The organism is Qipengyuania benthica (assembly GCF_030717865.1).
Lineage (GTDB): Bacteria > Pseudomonadota > Alphaproteobacteria > Sphingomonadales > Sphingomonadaceae > Qipengyuania > Qipengyuania benthica.
The window spans coordinates 127,645-141,974 of the sequence record NZ_JAVAIL010000005.1 but is presented as its reverse complement, the minus strand read 5'-3'; the positions used below and the strand labels follow the sequence as shown (position 1 = coordinate 141,974).

At 65.8% G+C, this 14,330-nt stretch carries 21 protein-coding genes; 4 read left to right on the top strand and 17 right to left on the bottom strand.

From position 1 onward, the window contains the following. Window positions 1–18: 18 nt before the first annotated feature. The 5 genes from Q9K01_RS13860 to gluQRS all read right to left on the bottom strand — a co-directional run bounded on the left by Q9K01_RS13860 (window position 19) and on the right by gluQRS (window position 3,179). Window positions 19–390, bottom strand: a complete 372-nt coding sequence (locus Q9K01_RS13860; protein WP_305930715.1) for a hypothetical protein — start codon at window positions 388–390, stop codon at window positions 19–21. A 60-nt stretch (window positions 391–450) separates the two neighbouring features. Continuing rightward, window positions 451–1,335: a 3-hydroxyacyl-CoA dehydrogenase NAD-binding domain-containing protein gene (locus Q9K01_RS13855; protein WP_305930714.1), complete on the bottom strand. Its 885-nt coding sequence runs from the start codon at window positions 1,333–1,335 to the stop codon at window positions 451–453. Between the two features lie 59 nt (window positions 1,336–1,394). Next, entirely contained in the window at window positions 1,395–1,973 is a 579-nt protein-coding gene (locus tag Q9K01_RS13850; protein ID WP_305930713.1) for a cob(I)yrinic acid a,c-diamide adenosyltransferase, read from the bottom strand. Window positions 1,974–2,057: 84 nt separating this feature from the next. After that, on the bottom strand, window positions 2,058–2,288 hold the full coding sequence (locus tag Q9K01_RS13845; RefSeq protein WP_305930712.1) for an HIG1 domain-containing protein: 231 nt from the start codon (window positions 2,286–2,288) through the stop codon (window positions 2,058–2,060). Window positions 2,289–2,300: 12 nt separating this feature from the next. Then, window positions 2,301–3,179 (bottom strand): tRNA glutamyl-Q(34) synthetase GluQRS, encoded by an 879-nt coding sequence (gene gluQRS, locus Q9K01_RS13840; RefSeq protein ID WP_305930711.1) that lies wholly within the window; start codon window positions 3,177–3,179, stop codon window positions 2,301–2,303. Window positions 3,180–3,291: 112 nt separating this feature from the next. Here gluQRS and Q9K01_RS13835 point away from each other — a divergent pair, with 112 nt between their 5' ends. Both Q9K01_RS13835 and Q9K01_RS13830 read left to right on the top strand, forming a co-directional pair. Then, window positions 3,292–3,900: an HNH endonuclease gene (locus tag Q9K01_RS13835; protein ID WP_305930710.1), complete on the top strand. Its 609-nt coding sequence runs from the start codon at window positions 3,292–3,294 to the stop codon at window positions 3,898–3,900. 23 nt (window positions 3,901–3,923) lie between these two features. Beyond that, window positions 3,924–4,367 (top strand): hypothetical protein, encoded by a 444-nt coding sequence (locus tag Q9K01_RS13830; protein WP_305930709.1) that lies wholly within the window; start codon window positions 3,924–3,926, stop codon window positions 4,365–4,367. Here Q9K01_RS13830 and kynU read toward each other — a convergent pair whose 3' ends face one another. The 7 genes from kynU to dksA all read right to left on the bottom strand — a co-directional run bounded on the left by kynU (window position 4,368) and on the right by dksA (window position 10,053). Then, window positions 4,368–5,597 (bottom strand): kynureninase, encoded by a 1,230-nt coding sequence (gene kynU, locus Q9K01_RS13825; RefSeq protein WP_305930757.1) that lies wholly within the window; start codon window positions 5,595–5,597, stop codon window positions 4,368–4,370. 2 nt (window positions 5,598–5,599) lie between these two features. Continuing rightward, window positions 5,600–6,241, bottom strand: a complete 642-nt coding sequence (gene kynB / locus Q9K01_RS13820; protein WP_305930708.1) for an arylformamidase — start codon at window positions 6,239–6,241, stop codon at window positions 5,600–5,602. Then, a complete protein-coding gene (locus tag Q9K01_RS13815; RefSeq protein WP_305930707.1) occupies window positions 6,238–7,029 on the bottom strand; it encodes a tryptophan 2,3-dioxygenase in 792 nt (263 codons plus the stop codon). Before Q9K01_RS13815 ends, kynB begins: the two co-directional genes overlap by 4 nt. A gap of 36 nt (window positions 7,030–7,065) precedes the next feature. Beyond that, window positions 7,066–7,488, bottom strand: a complete 423-nt coding sequence (locus Q9K01_RS13810; protein ID WP_305930706.1) for a DUF4112 domain-containing protein — start codon at window positions 7,486–7,488, stop codon at window positions 7,066–7,068. A 5-nt stretch (window positions 7,489–7,493) separates the two neighbouring features. Next, window positions 7,494–8,939 carry an ABC transporter substrate-binding protein gene (locus tag Q9K01_RS13805; RefSeq protein WP_305930705.1) on the bottom strand — a complete coding sequence of 482 codons (1,446 nt, stop codon included), beginning with the start codon at window positions 8,937–8,939 and terminating at the stop codon, window positions 7,494–7,496. 118 nt (window positions 8,940–9,057) lie between these two features. Continuing rightward, window positions 9,058–9,432 carry a PilZ domain-containing protein gene (locus Q9K01_RS13800; RefSeq protein ID WP_305930704.1) on the bottom strand — a complete coding sequence of 125 codons (375 nt, stop codon included), beginning with the start codon at window positions 9,430–9,432 and terminating at the stop codon, window positions 9,058–9,060. 153 nt (window positions 9,433–9,585) lie between these two features. After that, the gene (dksA, locus tag Q9K01_RS13795) at window positions 9,586–10,053 is read right to left on the bottom strand and encodes an RNA polymerase-binding protein DksA (RefSeq protein WP_305930756.1); all 468 of its coding nucleotides are present in this window, start codon (window positions 10,051–10,053) and stop codon (window positions 9,586–9,588) included. A 269-nt stretch (window positions 10,054–10,322) separates the two neighbouring features. On the opposite strand from dksA, the gene Q9K01_RS13790 reads away from it, so the two are divergent. Next, entirely contained in the window at window positions 10,323–10,652 is a 330-nt protein-coding gene (locus Q9K01_RS13790; protein ID WP_305930703.1) for an SEL1-like repeat protein, read from the top strand. On the opposite strand, the gene Q9K01_RS13785 is transcribed toward Q9K01_RS13790, so the two are convergent. The 5 genes from Q9K01_RS13785 to Q9K01_RS13765 are packed head-to-tail and all read right to left on the bottom strand — an operon-like array spanning window position 10,649 to window position 13,901. After that, window positions 10,649–11,794, bottom strand: coding sequence for a GNAT family N-acetyltransferase (locus Q9K01_RS13785; RefSeq protein ID WP_305930702.1), 1,146 nt, complete (start codon window positions 11,792–11,794; stop codon window positions 10,649–10,651). The genes Q9K01_RS13790 and Q9K01_RS13785 overlap by 4 nt on opposite strands. Next, window positions 11,791–12,555, bottom strand: coding sequence for a glycerophosphodiester phosphodiesterase family protein (locus Q9K01_RS13780; protein ID WP_305930701.1), 765 nt, complete (start codon window positions 12,553–12,555; stop codon window positions 11,791–11,793). The genes Q9K01_RS13785 and Q9K01_RS13780 overlap by 4 nt, the downstream gene beginning before the upstream one ends. After that, the gene (locus Q9K01_RS13775; RefSeq protein ID WP_305930700.1) at window positions 12,536–12,994 is read right to left on the bottom strand and encodes a RidA family protein; all 459 of its coding nucleotides are present in this window, start codon (window positions 12,992–12,994) and stop codon (window positions 12,536–12,538) included. The genes Q9K01_RS13780 and Q9K01_RS13775 overlap by 20 nt, the downstream gene beginning before the upstream one ends. Next, on the bottom strand, window positions 12,991–13,620 hold the full coding sequence (locus tag Q9K01_RS13770) for an HAD family hydrolase (protein WP_305930699.1): 630 nt from the start codon (window positions 13,618–13,620) through the stop codon (window positions 12,991–12,993). The genes Q9K01_RS13775 and Q9K01_RS13770 overlap by 4 nt, the downstream gene beginning before the upstream one ends. Then, window positions 13,617–13,901 (bottom strand): DUF3572 domain-containing protein, encoded by a 285-nt coding sequence (locus tag Q9K01_RS13765; RefSeq protein WP_305930755.1) that lies wholly within the window; start codon window positions 13,899–13,901, stop codon window positions 13,617–13,619. The genes Q9K01_RS13770 and Q9K01_RS13765 overlap by 4 nt, the downstream gene beginning before the upstream one ends. 57 nt (window positions 13,902–13,958) lie before the next feature. Here Q9K01_RS13765 and Q9K01_RS13760 point away from each other — a divergent pair, with 57 nt between their 5' ends. Then, the gene (locus tag Q9K01_RS13760) at window positions 13,959–14,327 is read left to right on the top strand and encodes a response regulator (protein WP_305930698.1); all 369 of its coding nucleotides are present in this window, start codon (window positions 13,959–13,961) and stop codon (window positions 14,325–14,327) included. The last annotated feature ends 3 nt before the right edge of the window (window positions 14,328–14,330 follow it).

Sequence of the window (14,330 nt, the reverse complement as noted above, 5' to 3'; positions counted from 1 at the left end):
TCCGCAGTCGCACGAAGATCAGGTGCCGTCGCCGCGCAGCCCGTCGGGCTTGCGCTCCTTGCCGTATTTATCGACATTGTCGTCGTGATTGGGTTCGCCCTTGTAGGCGTCCATGTCGATCCGGCCCGAGCTTTCCATATCGCGCATGCGATCGACCGTATCCTGCGTGGAATCGTTCATCAGCCCCGATTTGTTGGCGCTCTTGGTGCTCTCGGTCGGCGAGGGGGTGTTGGGGGTCAATTGCTGCGCCTGGGTGGAGACTTCCTGCGCCTGGCTGCGGTGATCGTCCTGCTCGTCATTGTGCATTTCGGGCGCCTGGTCGGCCATGCGCTCTTCCTTGCTCTCACCGACAGGTGTGGCTTGTTTACTGGCTTGTTTTGCGTCGCTCATTTGAAAAAACTCCTTCGAGTTCTGAACGAGTGGCGCGGGCGGGCGGTTCCGGCGGGCGTCCTAGCGGGTCGGGACAGGTTCCTCGCCCGCATAGTCGTAGAAGCCGCGCCCGGTCTTGCGCCCCAGCCAGCCGGCCTCGACATATTTCACCAGCAGCGGCGCGGGGCGGTATTTGGTGTCGCGGGTGGTCTTGTAGAGCACCATCAGAATGTCGAGACAGGTGTCGAGCCCGACGAAATCGGCGAGCTGCAGCGGTCCCATCGGGTGGTTGAGCCCGAGCCGGCACCCCTTGTCGATATCCGCGATCCCGGCGGTCGACTGGCCGAGCACGAACACCGCCTCGTTGATCATCGGCAGCAGGATGCGGTTGACCACGAAGCCCGGCTGGTCCTGGCTCAGCACCACTTCCTTGCCCAGCCCCTCGGCGAAGGCGATCGTGCGCTGCGTGGTCTCCTCGCTGGTGGCGAGACCGGGGATCACCTCGATCAGCTTCATCACCGGCACCGGATTGAAGAAGTGCAGCCCCACGAAGCGCGCCGGATCGGGTGAGAAATTGGCCATGCGGGTGATCGGGATCGAGCTGGTGTTGGAAGCCATGATCGCCTCCGCGCCCAGCACCTTGCCCGCCTTTTCGAAGATCGCCTGCTTGATTGCCTCGCGCTCGGTCGCCGCCTCGATGATCAGTTCGGCCTCGGCCATGGCGTCGTAGCCGCCGATCGGGGTGATCCGCGCGAGCGTGGCCTCGGCCTCGGCGATTTCCAGCTTGCCCTTGCCGACCAGTCTGCCCAGCGCGGCATCGATGCCCTCGACCGACGCTTGCGCGGTGGCGAGATCGACATCGGCGAGCAGGACCTGCGTGCCATGCATCGCCACGGTCTGGGCGATGCCCGACCCCATCTGGCCCGCGCCGATCACGGCCACTGTTCTGGTCATCGGCTTCGTCATCGCATCTTCCTTCGCACTTGCAGCAAAATGCGGCTGTTATAGCTGTGCGAAGGTCTTGGCTAGCGGTTCGCGCCGGGGACCCATTTCACATCGTCCGCACCATCGTGGTTGGCGACTCGGGCGAGGACGAAGAGATAATCCGACAGCCGGTTGATATAGGCCAGCGCCTGCGGATTTGCGGGCGCTGCTCCGGCGAGCGCGGTCATCGCGCGTTCGGCACGGCGGGCCGAGGCGCGCGCGCAATGCAGCCGGGCCGCCGCCTCGCTGCCGCCGGGCAGGACGAAGCTGGTCAGCGGCTCGAGCCGGGCATTGGCCTCGTCGATCCGCGCTTCGAGCCATTCGACCTGGCCTGCGACGATCCGCAGCACCATCTGCGAGGGCGCGAAATCGTCGCCCGGTTCGGCCGGGGTGGCGATATCGGCGCCGAGATCGAAGAGGTCGTTCTGGATCCGGAACAGCGTATCGGCATGCTCGCTCCCGGCAAGCGCCACTGCGGCGAAGCCGAGCATGGAATTGGCCTCGTCCACCGCACCGATCGCTTCCATGCGCGGAGCATGTTTCTCGAGCCGCGAGCCATCGACCAGTCCGGTCGTGCCATCGTCGCCGGTGCGCGTGTAGATCTTGTTGAGCTTGACCATCGTCCATCCCTGTAGGTCGAATACCGGGACGTCCCTCGATCATGTGGGCCCTGAAAGCAACCGGGGCGGTTGCCGGGGCGGCGCTTACTGCGCGATCGCCAGCATCACCGCGACGACCACCACCGCCAGCGCCTGATATTTGATCCGCGCGAACATCATCTTGTTCTGCATCAGCTGCATATCGGTCGCGGTTTCGCCCTCGCCCGTTTCCAGATCGATCTTGGTGGTCTTCATGAAGGCCACGATCCCGCGCACCAGCGAAATCACAACGAAGAGACACAGAATGGCGAGAACGATGATGAGAAGTGTGTTCATGGTCCCGACAATCTAGGGACTGCCGAGCGAAATGCCAGCCGGCAATCGCTGCAAGCGCAGTTGCGCGGCAAGCAAGCGGCCATCCTCGCCGCGCTCGCGGCGGTCGGCCAGCGAGGGGGAATTGCGCCGCTTGGCAAGCTTGGTGCCGCTCGCGTCGAGCAGCAGCGGATGGTGGTGCCAGCGCGGCTCGGGCAGGCCGAGCAGCGCCTGCAGCAGCCGGTGGACATGGCTGGCGTTGAACAGATCCTGCCCGCGCGTGACCAGCGTGACGCCATCCGCCGCATCGTCGAGCGTGGCGGCGAGGTGATAGCTCGCGGGCTCGTCCTTGCGCACCAGCACCACATCGCCCAGCAGATCGGGCCGCGCCGCCTGCTCGCCCGTCAGTGCATCGGTCCAGGTCAGCGGTCCGGTACGCTCCATCGCCTCGGCCATCGCCTTGGCGACATCGAGCCGCCAGGCGACCGGCCGCCCTTCCACGGGTCCCTCGCGGCGACAGCGCCCGCCATAGACCGGGCCCTCGGGGCCGATGCTGGCGGCATGCTCGGCGATTTCCGCGCGGGTGCAGCTGCACGCATAGAGCAAGCCGTCGCTCCGCAACCGCTCCGCCGCGCGCGCATAATCAGCCAGCCGCGCCGATTGCGCCGGCGTCTCTTCCCATTCCAGCCCCAGCCATTCCAGATCGCGGCGGAATTCCTCCGCCAGCTCGGGCCGCGAGCGCGCCCCGTCGATATCCTCGATTCGCAGCAGGAACCGCCCGCCCGCTTCTGCCCCAGGATCATCTGCCCCAGGATCATGGGCCTCACGCGCCAGATCATGCGCCACGATCGCCGAATAGGCATGGCCCAGATGCAGCGGACCGTTGGGGCTGGGAGCGAAGCGGGTGACGGTCAAAGTGGCGCCTCGGTCACTGGGTGGCGGGACAAGTTTGTGGATAGGCTGTCTGTAACAGGCTTGACGCTTTTTCTTGCAAGTGCATTCTCGCTGCATCGGAGGAACGCTCGCCGTGTTGAGAGCCGAACTGATCGAACGGGCCGCAAGGTTCCGCACCAGCGACGAGGACCCCTCGCGGGATCTCCAGTCCTGCCCCTCGCTGGTGCTCAACGCGGACTACACCCCGCTGTCCTACTACCCGCTCAGCCTGTGGCCTTGGCAGACCGCGATCAAAGCGATCTTCCTCGACCGGGTGGATGTGATCGAAAGCTACGAGCGGCACGTCCATTCGCCCTCGCTCGACATGAAGATCCCCAGCGTGATCGCGCTCAAGCAATATGTGAAACCGAGCGAGTTTCCCGCCTTCACCCGCTTCAACCTGTTCCTGCGCGACCGCTTCTCCTGCCAGTTCTGCGGCAGCCAGAGCCATCTGACCTTCGATCATGTCGTCCCTCGTCGGTTGGGCGGACGGACGACATGGGAAAACATCGCCACCGCCTGCGCGCCGTGCAACATGAAGAAGGGCGGGCGGACTCCCAAACAGGCGGGGATGCACCTCTACGCCGAACCGATCCGCCCGACGCACTGGCAATTGCAGCAGCACGGCAAGCAGTTCCCGCCCAACTATCTGCACGAAACGTGGCGGGACTGGCTTTACTGGGACATTGAGCTGGAGGCTTGAGGCAAGAGCAAACATACGAGCATATGAAAGCAGAACTTGGGTCCTTGCTGCTTCGTTTTCGAGAAATCCACGGAGTAAGCCAGTTGGAACTCCCCGAACTTTATGTCGAATTTGAATTTGCCTCACATACTAGGCCCTCAACCCTGAAAGATGAGATCGGCGTCTACGCCTTCTTTCGCGAAGGTGAATGGCTCCGCATCGGCCAAACCAGTTACCCTCAGCGATTTACCAGTCAGCATTACGGGACACGTCGAGCTAACAGCACGTTCGCCAAGGACATTTGGATGAATAGAACCGAATTTGGTTATTTGGGTCTTGAGGACGAAATCGGGGAGTGGATATTCAGCGCTTTTGGTAGAGCGAACATCAGGTTGCCTCGAAGCTACGGAGATACGCTGAGCAAATTGCTTGAAGCGTTTCTACACCTCAACCTTAAACCCAGATTCGAAGGTCGTCGGTCAATCTGATCAAGTCACCGCAGCCCGCTGCGCGAACTCGGGCCGCTGCCATTCGCCCGTCGCCAACACCTCGCCCAGATGCCGCGCCGCCTCCGCCATATCCTCGAAGCGCAGATAGGCAGGCGCGAAGCCCAAGCGGAGGATGTCGGGGTCGCGGAAATCGCCGATCACGCCGCGGGCGATCAGCGCCTGGCTGAGCGCGTAGGCTTGCGGGTGGCGGAAGGAGAGCTGGCTGCCGCGCTTGGCTGGGTCGGGCGGGCTGACGAGGTCGAGCTCCAGCCCTTGCGCGGCGAGGCATTCGCGGAAGAATTCGGACAGCGCCTGCGATTTGGCGTGGAGCCGCGCCACGCCGATTTCCGCGATCAGTTCCACCCCGACCTCGAGCGCCGCCATCGCGAGGATCGGCGCGGTGCCGCACAGCAGGCTGTCGACGCCGGGCGCAGGCTGGTAATCGTCGGAGAAGGCGAAGGGTGCCGCGTGGCCCATCCAGCCGCTGAGCGGCTGTTGCAGCGCGTCGTGGTGGCGCTCGGCGACGAAGGCGAAAGCGGGCGCGCCGGGACCGCCGTTGAGATATTTGTAGCCGCAGCCGACCGCGAGGTCAGCTTCGCAACCATTGAGGTCGACCGGCAACGCGCCGCAGGAATGCGACAGGTCCCACAGAACCAGCGCCCCCGCTGCATGCGCGGCGCGGGTCAGCGCCGCCATGTCGAACAATTCGCCGGTCTTGTAATGGGCATGGGTCAACAATAGCAGCGCGACGTCCTCGTCCATCGCGTCGGCGATGCTTTCGCGCGGTGCCAGCCGCCGCTCGGCCAGACCCTGCGCCTCAAGCCCCTCGATCATGTAGAGATCGGTCGGGAAATTGCCCGGCTCGGAGAGGATGACCTTGCGCCGCTTTCCGTTCTGGGCCTGCATCGCGAGCGCGGCGGAGATGAGCTTGAACAGGTTCACCGAGACGCTGTCGCAGGCAATCACCTCGTGGGCTTGCGCCCCCACCAGCGGAGCGATCTTGCCGCCGATGCGCTGCGGCAGCGAAATCCAGTCGGCGGAATTCCAGCTGCGGATCAGGTTCTTGCCCCATTCCTGCGCCACAACTTCGGCCAGCCGCGCCGGCGTCGCCCTGGGCAGGCAGCCAAGCGAATTGCCGTCGAGATAGATCACGCCTTCGGGCAGGTCGAAGCGGTCGCGAAACGGCGCCAGCGAATCCGCCGCATCTAGCTCGCGCGCTTTTTCGAGCATCGTCATGTCAGCTCCCGCAGCACCGCGCGGCACAGGCCGGCATCGCCGCCCGTAACCTTGAGCGGCAGCGCGATCAGCTCGTAGCGGCCCTCGGGCACATCATCGAGCACCAGCCCTTCGAGGATCCGCATGTCGTGCTCGAGCACCGCCTTGTGCGCTGCCATGGTCTTGCTCTCCTGCGGATCGACCGAGGGCGCGTCGGTGCCGATCAGCTTGACCCCCTGCAGCGCCAGCCATTCGATCGTCTCGGGCGCGATCGGCAGCCAGTCGCTGCGCCATCGATCGTGCGGAAAGGCGTCCCAGGTGCGGAACAGCACGCGATCGACGCTGTCGATATGGGGAAGATCGGCGACATCGACCGCGCCGCGCACCCCGCGCGCATCCACCACCAGACAGGTGCCGATATAGGGGTCGAGCGCCATGCCCGCGGCATCGAGCCCTTCGGCGGCATAGTGGAGCGGCGCATCGGCATGGGTGCCCGAATGCGTGCTCATCGTCATCCGCCCGACATTGACCGGCGAGCCGTCCTCCATCTTCCAGGTCCGGTCGAACCCGAACGAGGTGTCGCCCGGCCAGACCGGCAAGCCGGGGCGCAGCACCTGGCTGATGTCCCACAACCGGCGGGTCGATTTCCAGCTGGTCAAAGCGCGGTCCTCACGCTCAGCAGTTCCGGAAAGAAGGCCTGTTTGAGCACGCCCGCGAGATAGGGCACGCCCGGAGTGCCACCGGTGCCCTTCTTGAAGCCGATGATCCGTTCGACCGTCTTCAAATGTCCGAAGCGCCAGCGCTGGAAGTGGTATTCCAGATCGACCAGCTTCTCCGCCAGTTCGTAGAGATCCCAGCACTCCTGCGGGTTGCGGTAGATTTCGGCCCAGACCGCTTCGAGTGCGGGCGAATGCTCCCAGGTGAGCCCGTGGTCGCGCTCCAGCACCTCGGCGGGAAGGTCGAACCCGCGCCGTGCGAGCAGATGCACCACTGTGGCGTAGATGCTCGGGCGCTCAAGTTCGGCGCGCAGTTCCTGCGCCACCTGCGGCACCGCCTCGTGCATGGTGATCATGTCGGGATTGCGCCCGCCGAGCAGGAATTCCATCATCCGGTATTGCGCCGACTGGAAGCCGGAGGAGCCGCCCAGATGCGGGCGCACGGTCGAGTAATCATGCGGTGTCATGGTCGAGAGCACGTCCCAGCTCTGGATCAATTGCCCCTGCGCGCGCGCAACCCGCGCGAGCATCTTGAAGGCCGGGCGCAGATTATCGGCGACGATGCAGTCGCGCGCGGCCTGCAGCTCGTGGAGGCACAGCTTGAGCCACAGCTCGCTCGCCTGGTGGACGATGATGAACAGCATCTCGTCATGCGCGTCGGAGGCAGGATGCTGCGCCGCGAGGATGCGGTCGAGATCGAGATAGGAGGAATAGGTTACATCGGCAGTCATGCCGGCTGCCCTAGCGCGAACCGCGCGCGGGCGAAACTATCCCTCGATGGTTCGCGCGGCGGGATGGTGCTTGTCGAGATGCTTGCGGATGATCTTCAGATTGCGCGTGTTGGAGCGGAACACGAGGTCGAAGGCGTCGCCGACCAGCGGCACCGCGCCCAGAGCGGTGTCGAAGGCGACATTGCCCGCCATGCGCCACAGCTTCCACTTGGGCATGCCCAGATTCTTGCCTTCCCAGACGATATAGGCACCCATCGCCGCGGTGATCAGATCGCCCACGACCGGCACCAGCCCGACGATCGCATCGAGCCCGACCGGATAGTTCACCCCCGGGATGCGGAAGCTGCGTTCGAGCACCTGTTCGAGCGCCTCCACCCGGCGGCGGATCGACACCGGATCGCTGCCGGTGGGCAAGTCCATTCCCATCGGGATCGGACGCTTGGGTTCCTCGGGTTGCATCGGCTCTACATGGGCGCGCGCGAAAGCGGGAACAAGGGGTGGAAGTTCCACGGGTTCTCGGAGAAGCCCACCACTTCCGCGCGCGCCAGCGACCAGCGGATCGGCGCCCCGATGGGGATATAGCCATTGAAGGCGGCGAAAGCGGTTTCGGCCTCGGCGAGATAGCTCAGTTGCTCCACCGGATCGCGCGATTCGACCGCCAGCTCGACCAGGAAATCGACATCGGGCGAACACAGTGCGCGCGACACCGCGCAGTTGAACTGGTTGAGGAACCAGCGCGCCCCGGCGTAGCGGGCCACCCGGTCGCGCAGGGCCAGATCGCTGCGATCGCCCATCCCGACGCGCTCCAGCGCGACCCCGATTGCGCCATATTGCTCGGCCAGTTCGGCAAACAGGATATCCGCTCCCGGACCCTCGGGCAGCGCCAGCCGCAGCGCCACTTCGGCATCGTTCTGCGCTTCCCAGGTCGCGACCCGCCGCGCCGCTTCGGCCCGGCGTTCCGCAATCGACAACGCCAGCCAGCGTTCGGGAACCGAGCCGTCGTCGTTGGGCAGGCCGGGGGCGACCACCCGCGTGGTGGGGATCCAGCCGCCGATGTTGAAGGGCTCGATCAATGCGGCGCGATCGAGCGCCATCGAGAGCGCCTCGCGGTTGGTCGGGGCGCTCAGGAAGCCGGTCGCGCGGCGAACATCGAGACCGAACAAGCCCTTGGCCGCATCGAAACGGATCGTCCCGCGCGCCAGTGCCCCGATATCCGCCAGCGGTAGATCGACCAGCCTTCCGTTGAGCACCAGATCGTAGCGGCCGGCGGAAAAGCCGTCGGTCGCCTCGCGGGCATCGACCGCGTAGACCCGCACCGGATGCACCGTCTCGTCCCAGTCGGGTTGCTGCGGAAGGCCGCGCTGTTCGGGGCGCAGCGCGATCAGATCGGCGGCGGCACCGTCGCGCTCGAAACGCATCGGGCCGACCTCCGCCTCGCCCAGCGCCAGCCCCATTTCGGGCTGGGCGAGCAATTGCAGCAGATCGGGCATCGGGCTGTGGAGACGGATCTCGACGACGCGCCCGGTCATCGCCCGGACATCGCGGATCTTCGCGAGGTCCAGCCCCATGGTGGTGCCCTCGAGCCCGGCCAGCGTCCGCTCGAGCGAATCGCGCACCGCTTGCGCGGTCAGCCGGGAGCCGTCGGGAAAGTCGAATTCGCGAATCCGGAAAATATAGCTCTCGCCGTCGTCGGTCACGATCCAGCGTTCGGCGATGGCGGGCACCACCTGCCCCTGTTCGTCGAGTGCAACCAGCCCTTGCCGGGTCGCGGCGCGCAGGTGCTGGCCTTCGAAAGGCAAGCGCAATCCGCCGGTGAACAACCCCTGTTCGGTGCCGATGATCGCGACGTCGGTCACGCCGTCGTCCTGGCTCGCGCTACAGGCGACCACAGTCAAAAGGAGGGGCGCCATCAGGAGGGGCGCGATCGGGAAGGACGGTGCAGAAGGGGCGCGCATGATCGGCGCCGAGGCCTAGCAGGTGGCCGGCCAGCCGTCAGCAGGAAGCTGCGGCTCCGTAGTCATGTGGCGGTCAGATGCGGCGGAAGCTGCGGTTGGGATCGTCGAATTTGGATGCGTCGAGCGCCGGGCGGGCAAAGGAGGGAATCTCCGAACCCTTGGTGCCCACCGGGGCGCGGGCGAGCTTGGGATCGATTTCCGCATCGAAGGCCACACCGATGCGCGATCCCTGAACCCAGGCGACCGTGCCCTTCACCTTGCCGACATTGCGCAGTTCGGCGGTCATGCGGTTGCCGCGTTCGACCTCGAATTCGCCTTCGACCATCATTCCGCCGGCCGACAGATTGCGGACCTTGCCGCGAACGGACTCGCCTCGCCCGTCGAAGCTGATCTGCGCCATCAGGAACAGGCTGTCGCGATCCAGATTGCGCGTATCGACAGCGGACATGATCGTGAATTCCTCTTGTGCACTCGCGCCGGCGATCGACGCCCGTGCAAATTTTCGTGCGACCGGGATTTTGGCTAACAAGAAAGGCTGAACAAAGCGTAAGCGCCAGCGCGATCTGCGGGCCTTTCTCGACCTATTTTTGCGAGCGATGCTTCAGTCGTCGCGGGAAATCTTTTCGCGGCGCTCGTGCGCCTGCTGCGCCTCGACCGTCATCGTCGCCACCGGGCGGGCGATCAACCGCTTGAGACCGATCGGATCGCCGGTCACCTCGCAATAGCCGTATTCGCCCTCGTCGATCCGGCGCAGCGCCGCGTCGATCTTGGCTGTAACCTTGCGTTGCCGGTCGCGGGTGCGCAGTTCGATCCCCCAGTCGGTTTCGCTCGACGCGCGGTCGGCCATATCGGGTTCGCGGATCGGGCCGTCCTGGAGCGATTGCAGCGTGTGTTCGGCGGAATTGCGGATCGACCGCTTCCATTCGAGCAGCAGCATCCGGAAATAATCGAGCTGGCGTTCGGACATATAGGGCTCGTCGTCATCGGGCACGTAGTCGTTTCCGACCGCCTCCCTGATCCGGACCAGCTCTTCCTTGTCTGCTGCTTCTGCGGACGCCGCCCCGACCATCGACACCTCTATCCCGTTGTTAAACCCTCTATTCATACCGGACGGCTTGCCGACCCACTTGTCCCGGGCCTTCCCGGCGACGCCGCAAGCATCCGTTGGGCGCGGCCTATAGGCGTGGCTCCGGTGGCGCACAAGCGGCAATGCCGCCAGGCACATGGCCGGGCCGCAAGCTTCGGCGAAATCGCCCCGCCGTTAACCTTTTCTTGACCATAAGTTGGGAGGCAGGGAGCGTCGGCTGAAGAGGGTGCCGACCCACAAGGGGACAATCGATGCAATTCAAGGCAATCGACGGCGGGGGTGCCGAAATCGTTCAGGACCAGCAGGCGGGTGCGCTGATCGCGGAATGCCTCGCGGCATTTACCGGCGGCTGTGTGAACGCGCTCTACGATCTGGGGGTGGCGTTTTCGACCGGCAGCCACGGGGTGGCGTGCGACATGGTCGAAGCGCACAAATGGTTCAACATCGCCGCCTCGCGCGGCCATGACGAGGCCGCCTGGTGCCGCGCCGACATCTCCGAAGAGATGACCGCGCGCGAGATCGCCGAGGCGCAGCGCCGCGCGCGCGAATGGCTGGGCATGGAAGGCCGCCGCGCCGCTTAGGCTTTGCGGAACGGGGTCCGTTCGACGAGGAAGCTCTTGTCCTGCGCCACCCCGTCGCGCTCGCGCTGGAGGAAATCGGCCACCGCGGCGCGAAAGCCCGGATCGGCGATCCAGTGCGCGGAGACGGTGGTGACGGGTCCATAGCCGCGCGCCAGCTTGTGCCCGCCCTGTGCGCCCGCTTCGACGCGGGAGAGGCCAAGCTCGATCGCCGCGTCGATCGCCTGATAATAGCACAGTTCGAAATGCAGGAAGCGCACGTCTTTGGTGCAGCCCCAATAGCGCCCGTAGAGCGCATCGCGGCCGATGAAATTGAGCGCGCCGGCGATCGGTTCGCCGTCCTCGCCACCGCCCTCATAAGCGAGCACCAGCAGCAGCGCATCGCCCATCCGCTGCTGGACCAGGTCGAAGGCTTCGCGGGTGAGATAGGGCGTCCCCCATTTGCGCGCGCCGGTATCCTGATAGAAGATCCAGAACGCGTCCCAATGCTCGGGGCGGATCTCGCCGCCGCGCAATCGCCGGATCGTCACCCCCCGCTGCGCCGCCGCGCGCTCCTTGCGCAGATCCTTGCGCTTGCGCGACGACAGGTCGGCGAGGAAGTGGTCGAAGCTGTCGTAGTCGCGATTGTGCCAATGGTACTGGATGTCGTGGCGCAGCATCCAGCCGGCCCGATCGAACAACGCCTGCTGGGCCGGTTCGATGAAACTGGCATGCGCGGAGGAAAAGCCGTTCTGGGTGCAAAGCTGCTGCGCCGCCGCGAGCAGCGGTTCGGCGAGCGCTTCGTCGGTCAGCAGCAGCCGCGGACCGGTGGCGGGGGTGAAGGGCGCGGCGATCTGCAGCTTGGGGTAATAGCGCCCGCCGGCGCGCTCGAAGGCATCGGCCCAGCTGTGGTCGAAGACATATTCGCCCTGGCTGTGCCCCTTGAGATAGGAGGGCAGCGCGGCGCACAAGCTACCCTGCCCGTCCTCGATCACGATCGGCGCGGGTTGCCAGCCGGTGCCATCGCCGACGCTGCCCGAATCCTCGAGCGCAGTGAGAAAGGCGTGGCTGACGAAGGGATTGCCGGCGGGATTGAGCGCATCCCATTGCGCAGCGGGGAAGGCCCCCACCGAACCGCCGACCTTTGCGACCCGTTCGCCGCTCATGCGAACCCCTCGCCCTCGGCGATCGGAGCGTCGGCGTGGAGCGCCGCGTGCCGCGCCTTTTCGGGCGTATCGATGGTCCAGCTCGGCACGGGAAAGCCGCGGGCGCGCAGGCCGTCAGCCATCGGGTTGGGCAGCGCGCGGATGTCGTAGGCGACGAATTCGGGGCGGGCGTGCCACAGCGCGAGATGGCGCTGCCAGCGGTGCGGCGTGGGTCCGTCGGCAGTTTCCTTGATCACGAGCCCCCGCAGAGGCCGGGTCGCATGTCTAGCGAACCACCTTGGCACTCTTGGATCGAAGCTCATAACCGAAACCGCGCCTTCATAGCTCTCGAGCGCGCGCGCCACCGCGCGGCAGGATCGCTTGACGTCGTAGCCGGCGCGCGACTTGATCTCGATCAGCACCGGCACCTTGCCGGCAACCAGTTCGAGCAGGTCGCTCAACCGGGCGATGCGGTGGTCGGAGTCGAGAAAGGCGATCTGCCCCAGTTCCTGGGCGCTGTGCGCCGCGAGCGGGCCGCCGACCCCGGTCAGCCGTTCGAGTTCCCAGTCGTGGAGCAGCATCGCCTCGCCGTCGCGACTGCGCTGGATGTCGCATTCGATCCCGTAGCCCGCGGCGATCGCGCCCGCGAAGGCGGCGAGCGAGTTCTCCGGCACGCCGTCCGAATGGAACCCGCGATGCGCATAGGCCCAGTTGCGCAACCAACCGACCCGCGCTGCGTCCGGCGGCGAGGTCAGCAGGCGATCAAGCGTCGGAAATAGCAAGGATAGCGTCCACTTCGACCGCCGCATCGAGCGGCAGCACCGGCACGCCGACCGCGCTGCGGGCGTGGCGACCGTACTCGCCGAACACCTCGAACATCAGATCGGAAGCGCCGTTGACCACCTTGGGCTGATCGGTGAAATCGGGGGTCGAGGCGACGAAGCCGCCCAGCTTGACCACCTGCGTAACCCGGTCGAGCAGACCGGCGGCCTCGAGCTGCGCCAGGATCATCAGCCCGCAGGCGCGCGCCGCCTCCTGGCCGCGCTCCAGGCTCACATCCGCGCCCAGCTTGCCGGTCACCAGCTCGCCATCGACGAAGGGCAGCTGCCCCGAAACGAAGCACCAGCCGCTCTGCACCACCAGCGGCTGATAGCTGGCGACGGGGGCGGCGGCTTTGGGCAGGGTGAGGCCGAGAGTTTCGAGCCGCGCGGAGATGGTCATGCGGGTGTTCCTTCGATCCGGTCGAGCAGCCAGGGCAAGGCTCTGGCCCAGTCGTCGATGCGGGCATCGGCGTGGCCGGCCCGGTGCGCGCAGTCGATATGAGGGGCCAGCGCGGGCTCGCCGCACAGATGCAGCGTGGTGATATCGGCGAGCGTCTCGCGCGCCGACTGGTGATGCTGCGGCAGGTCGTCGATGAAGATCGCCCGGCTGGGCCGGTACTCGGCGACGATCCGCTGCAGCGCGGGGCCCTTGGGGCCCTGATTGGTGTAGACCTTGGCCTCGACGCCGTGCTTGGCGAGCTGCTCGACGCGGTGCAGCTGGCGCTCGTCGGTGAGATTGGTGAGGATCACCACATCGGCCTTCTCGGCGAGCGTGTTGATCCCCTCGATCGCCCCGGCGATCGGCAATTGCCGGTCCATCTGCGTGTCGAAGAACTGGCCGAGATAGCGCCAGATCTCCTTCTGCTCGAGCGGCTCGCCGCTGTCGCGCCAGCGCATCGCGGTCCCGAAATCGGCACCTTGCATGTTGAACTCGACCTGCGTTTCCTCATCCAGCCAGTCGCGGAAATGCGCCACCATGTGGAGCAGCACCTCGTCGCAATCGGAGATCACCAGCGGGCGGTTCATACGGACAGGCTCCGTTGCGCGGCGACGATCCGCTCGGGCGGGACCGCGAGCGCTTCGGCGGCGGCGATCAGGTCGGGTTCGTGCGCGGCGAGGAAATCGAGCACCGCCGAGAGCACCGCGGGGTCGGTCAGACCGTCGCGCAACTGGTCGGGAGTGAGCCCCGAGAGCGTCAGCAGCCGTTCGGCGCGGCGCTCGTCCTCGAGCACCCACACCAGTGCGGAGAGCGCAAGCGCCTGGGCGTCGCTTCCGCTCGTCTCGGCGGTCTGTCTGCGCTGAAGAATTGTCAGCCTCCCGTGAAAGCCCTAACGCCCGCGCGATAGCGAGCAGGAGCGTGGTCCGTGGCAAAGAGAATCATGGTTGTCGAGGACAACGACCTCAACCGTAAGCTGTTTTGTGACGTGTTGAAGGCCAATGGCTATGAAGTGGTGCCGGTGGCCGATGGGCAGAACGTGGTGGAGACCGCCAAGAAGTACAACCCCGAGCTGGTGATCATGGATATCCAGCTGCCCAATGTCTCGGGCATCGATCTGATCGCGCAGCTCAAACAGGATGCCGCTTTCACGCAAACACCCGTGCTTGCGGTCACCGCCTATGCCGGCAAGGGCGACGAGGAACGCATCCGCGATGCGGGCGCCAGCGACTACCTCGCCAAGCCGGTGTCGATCGGCCCCTTCATGGCGGCGGTGCGCGAGCTGCTGGGCGATTGAGCG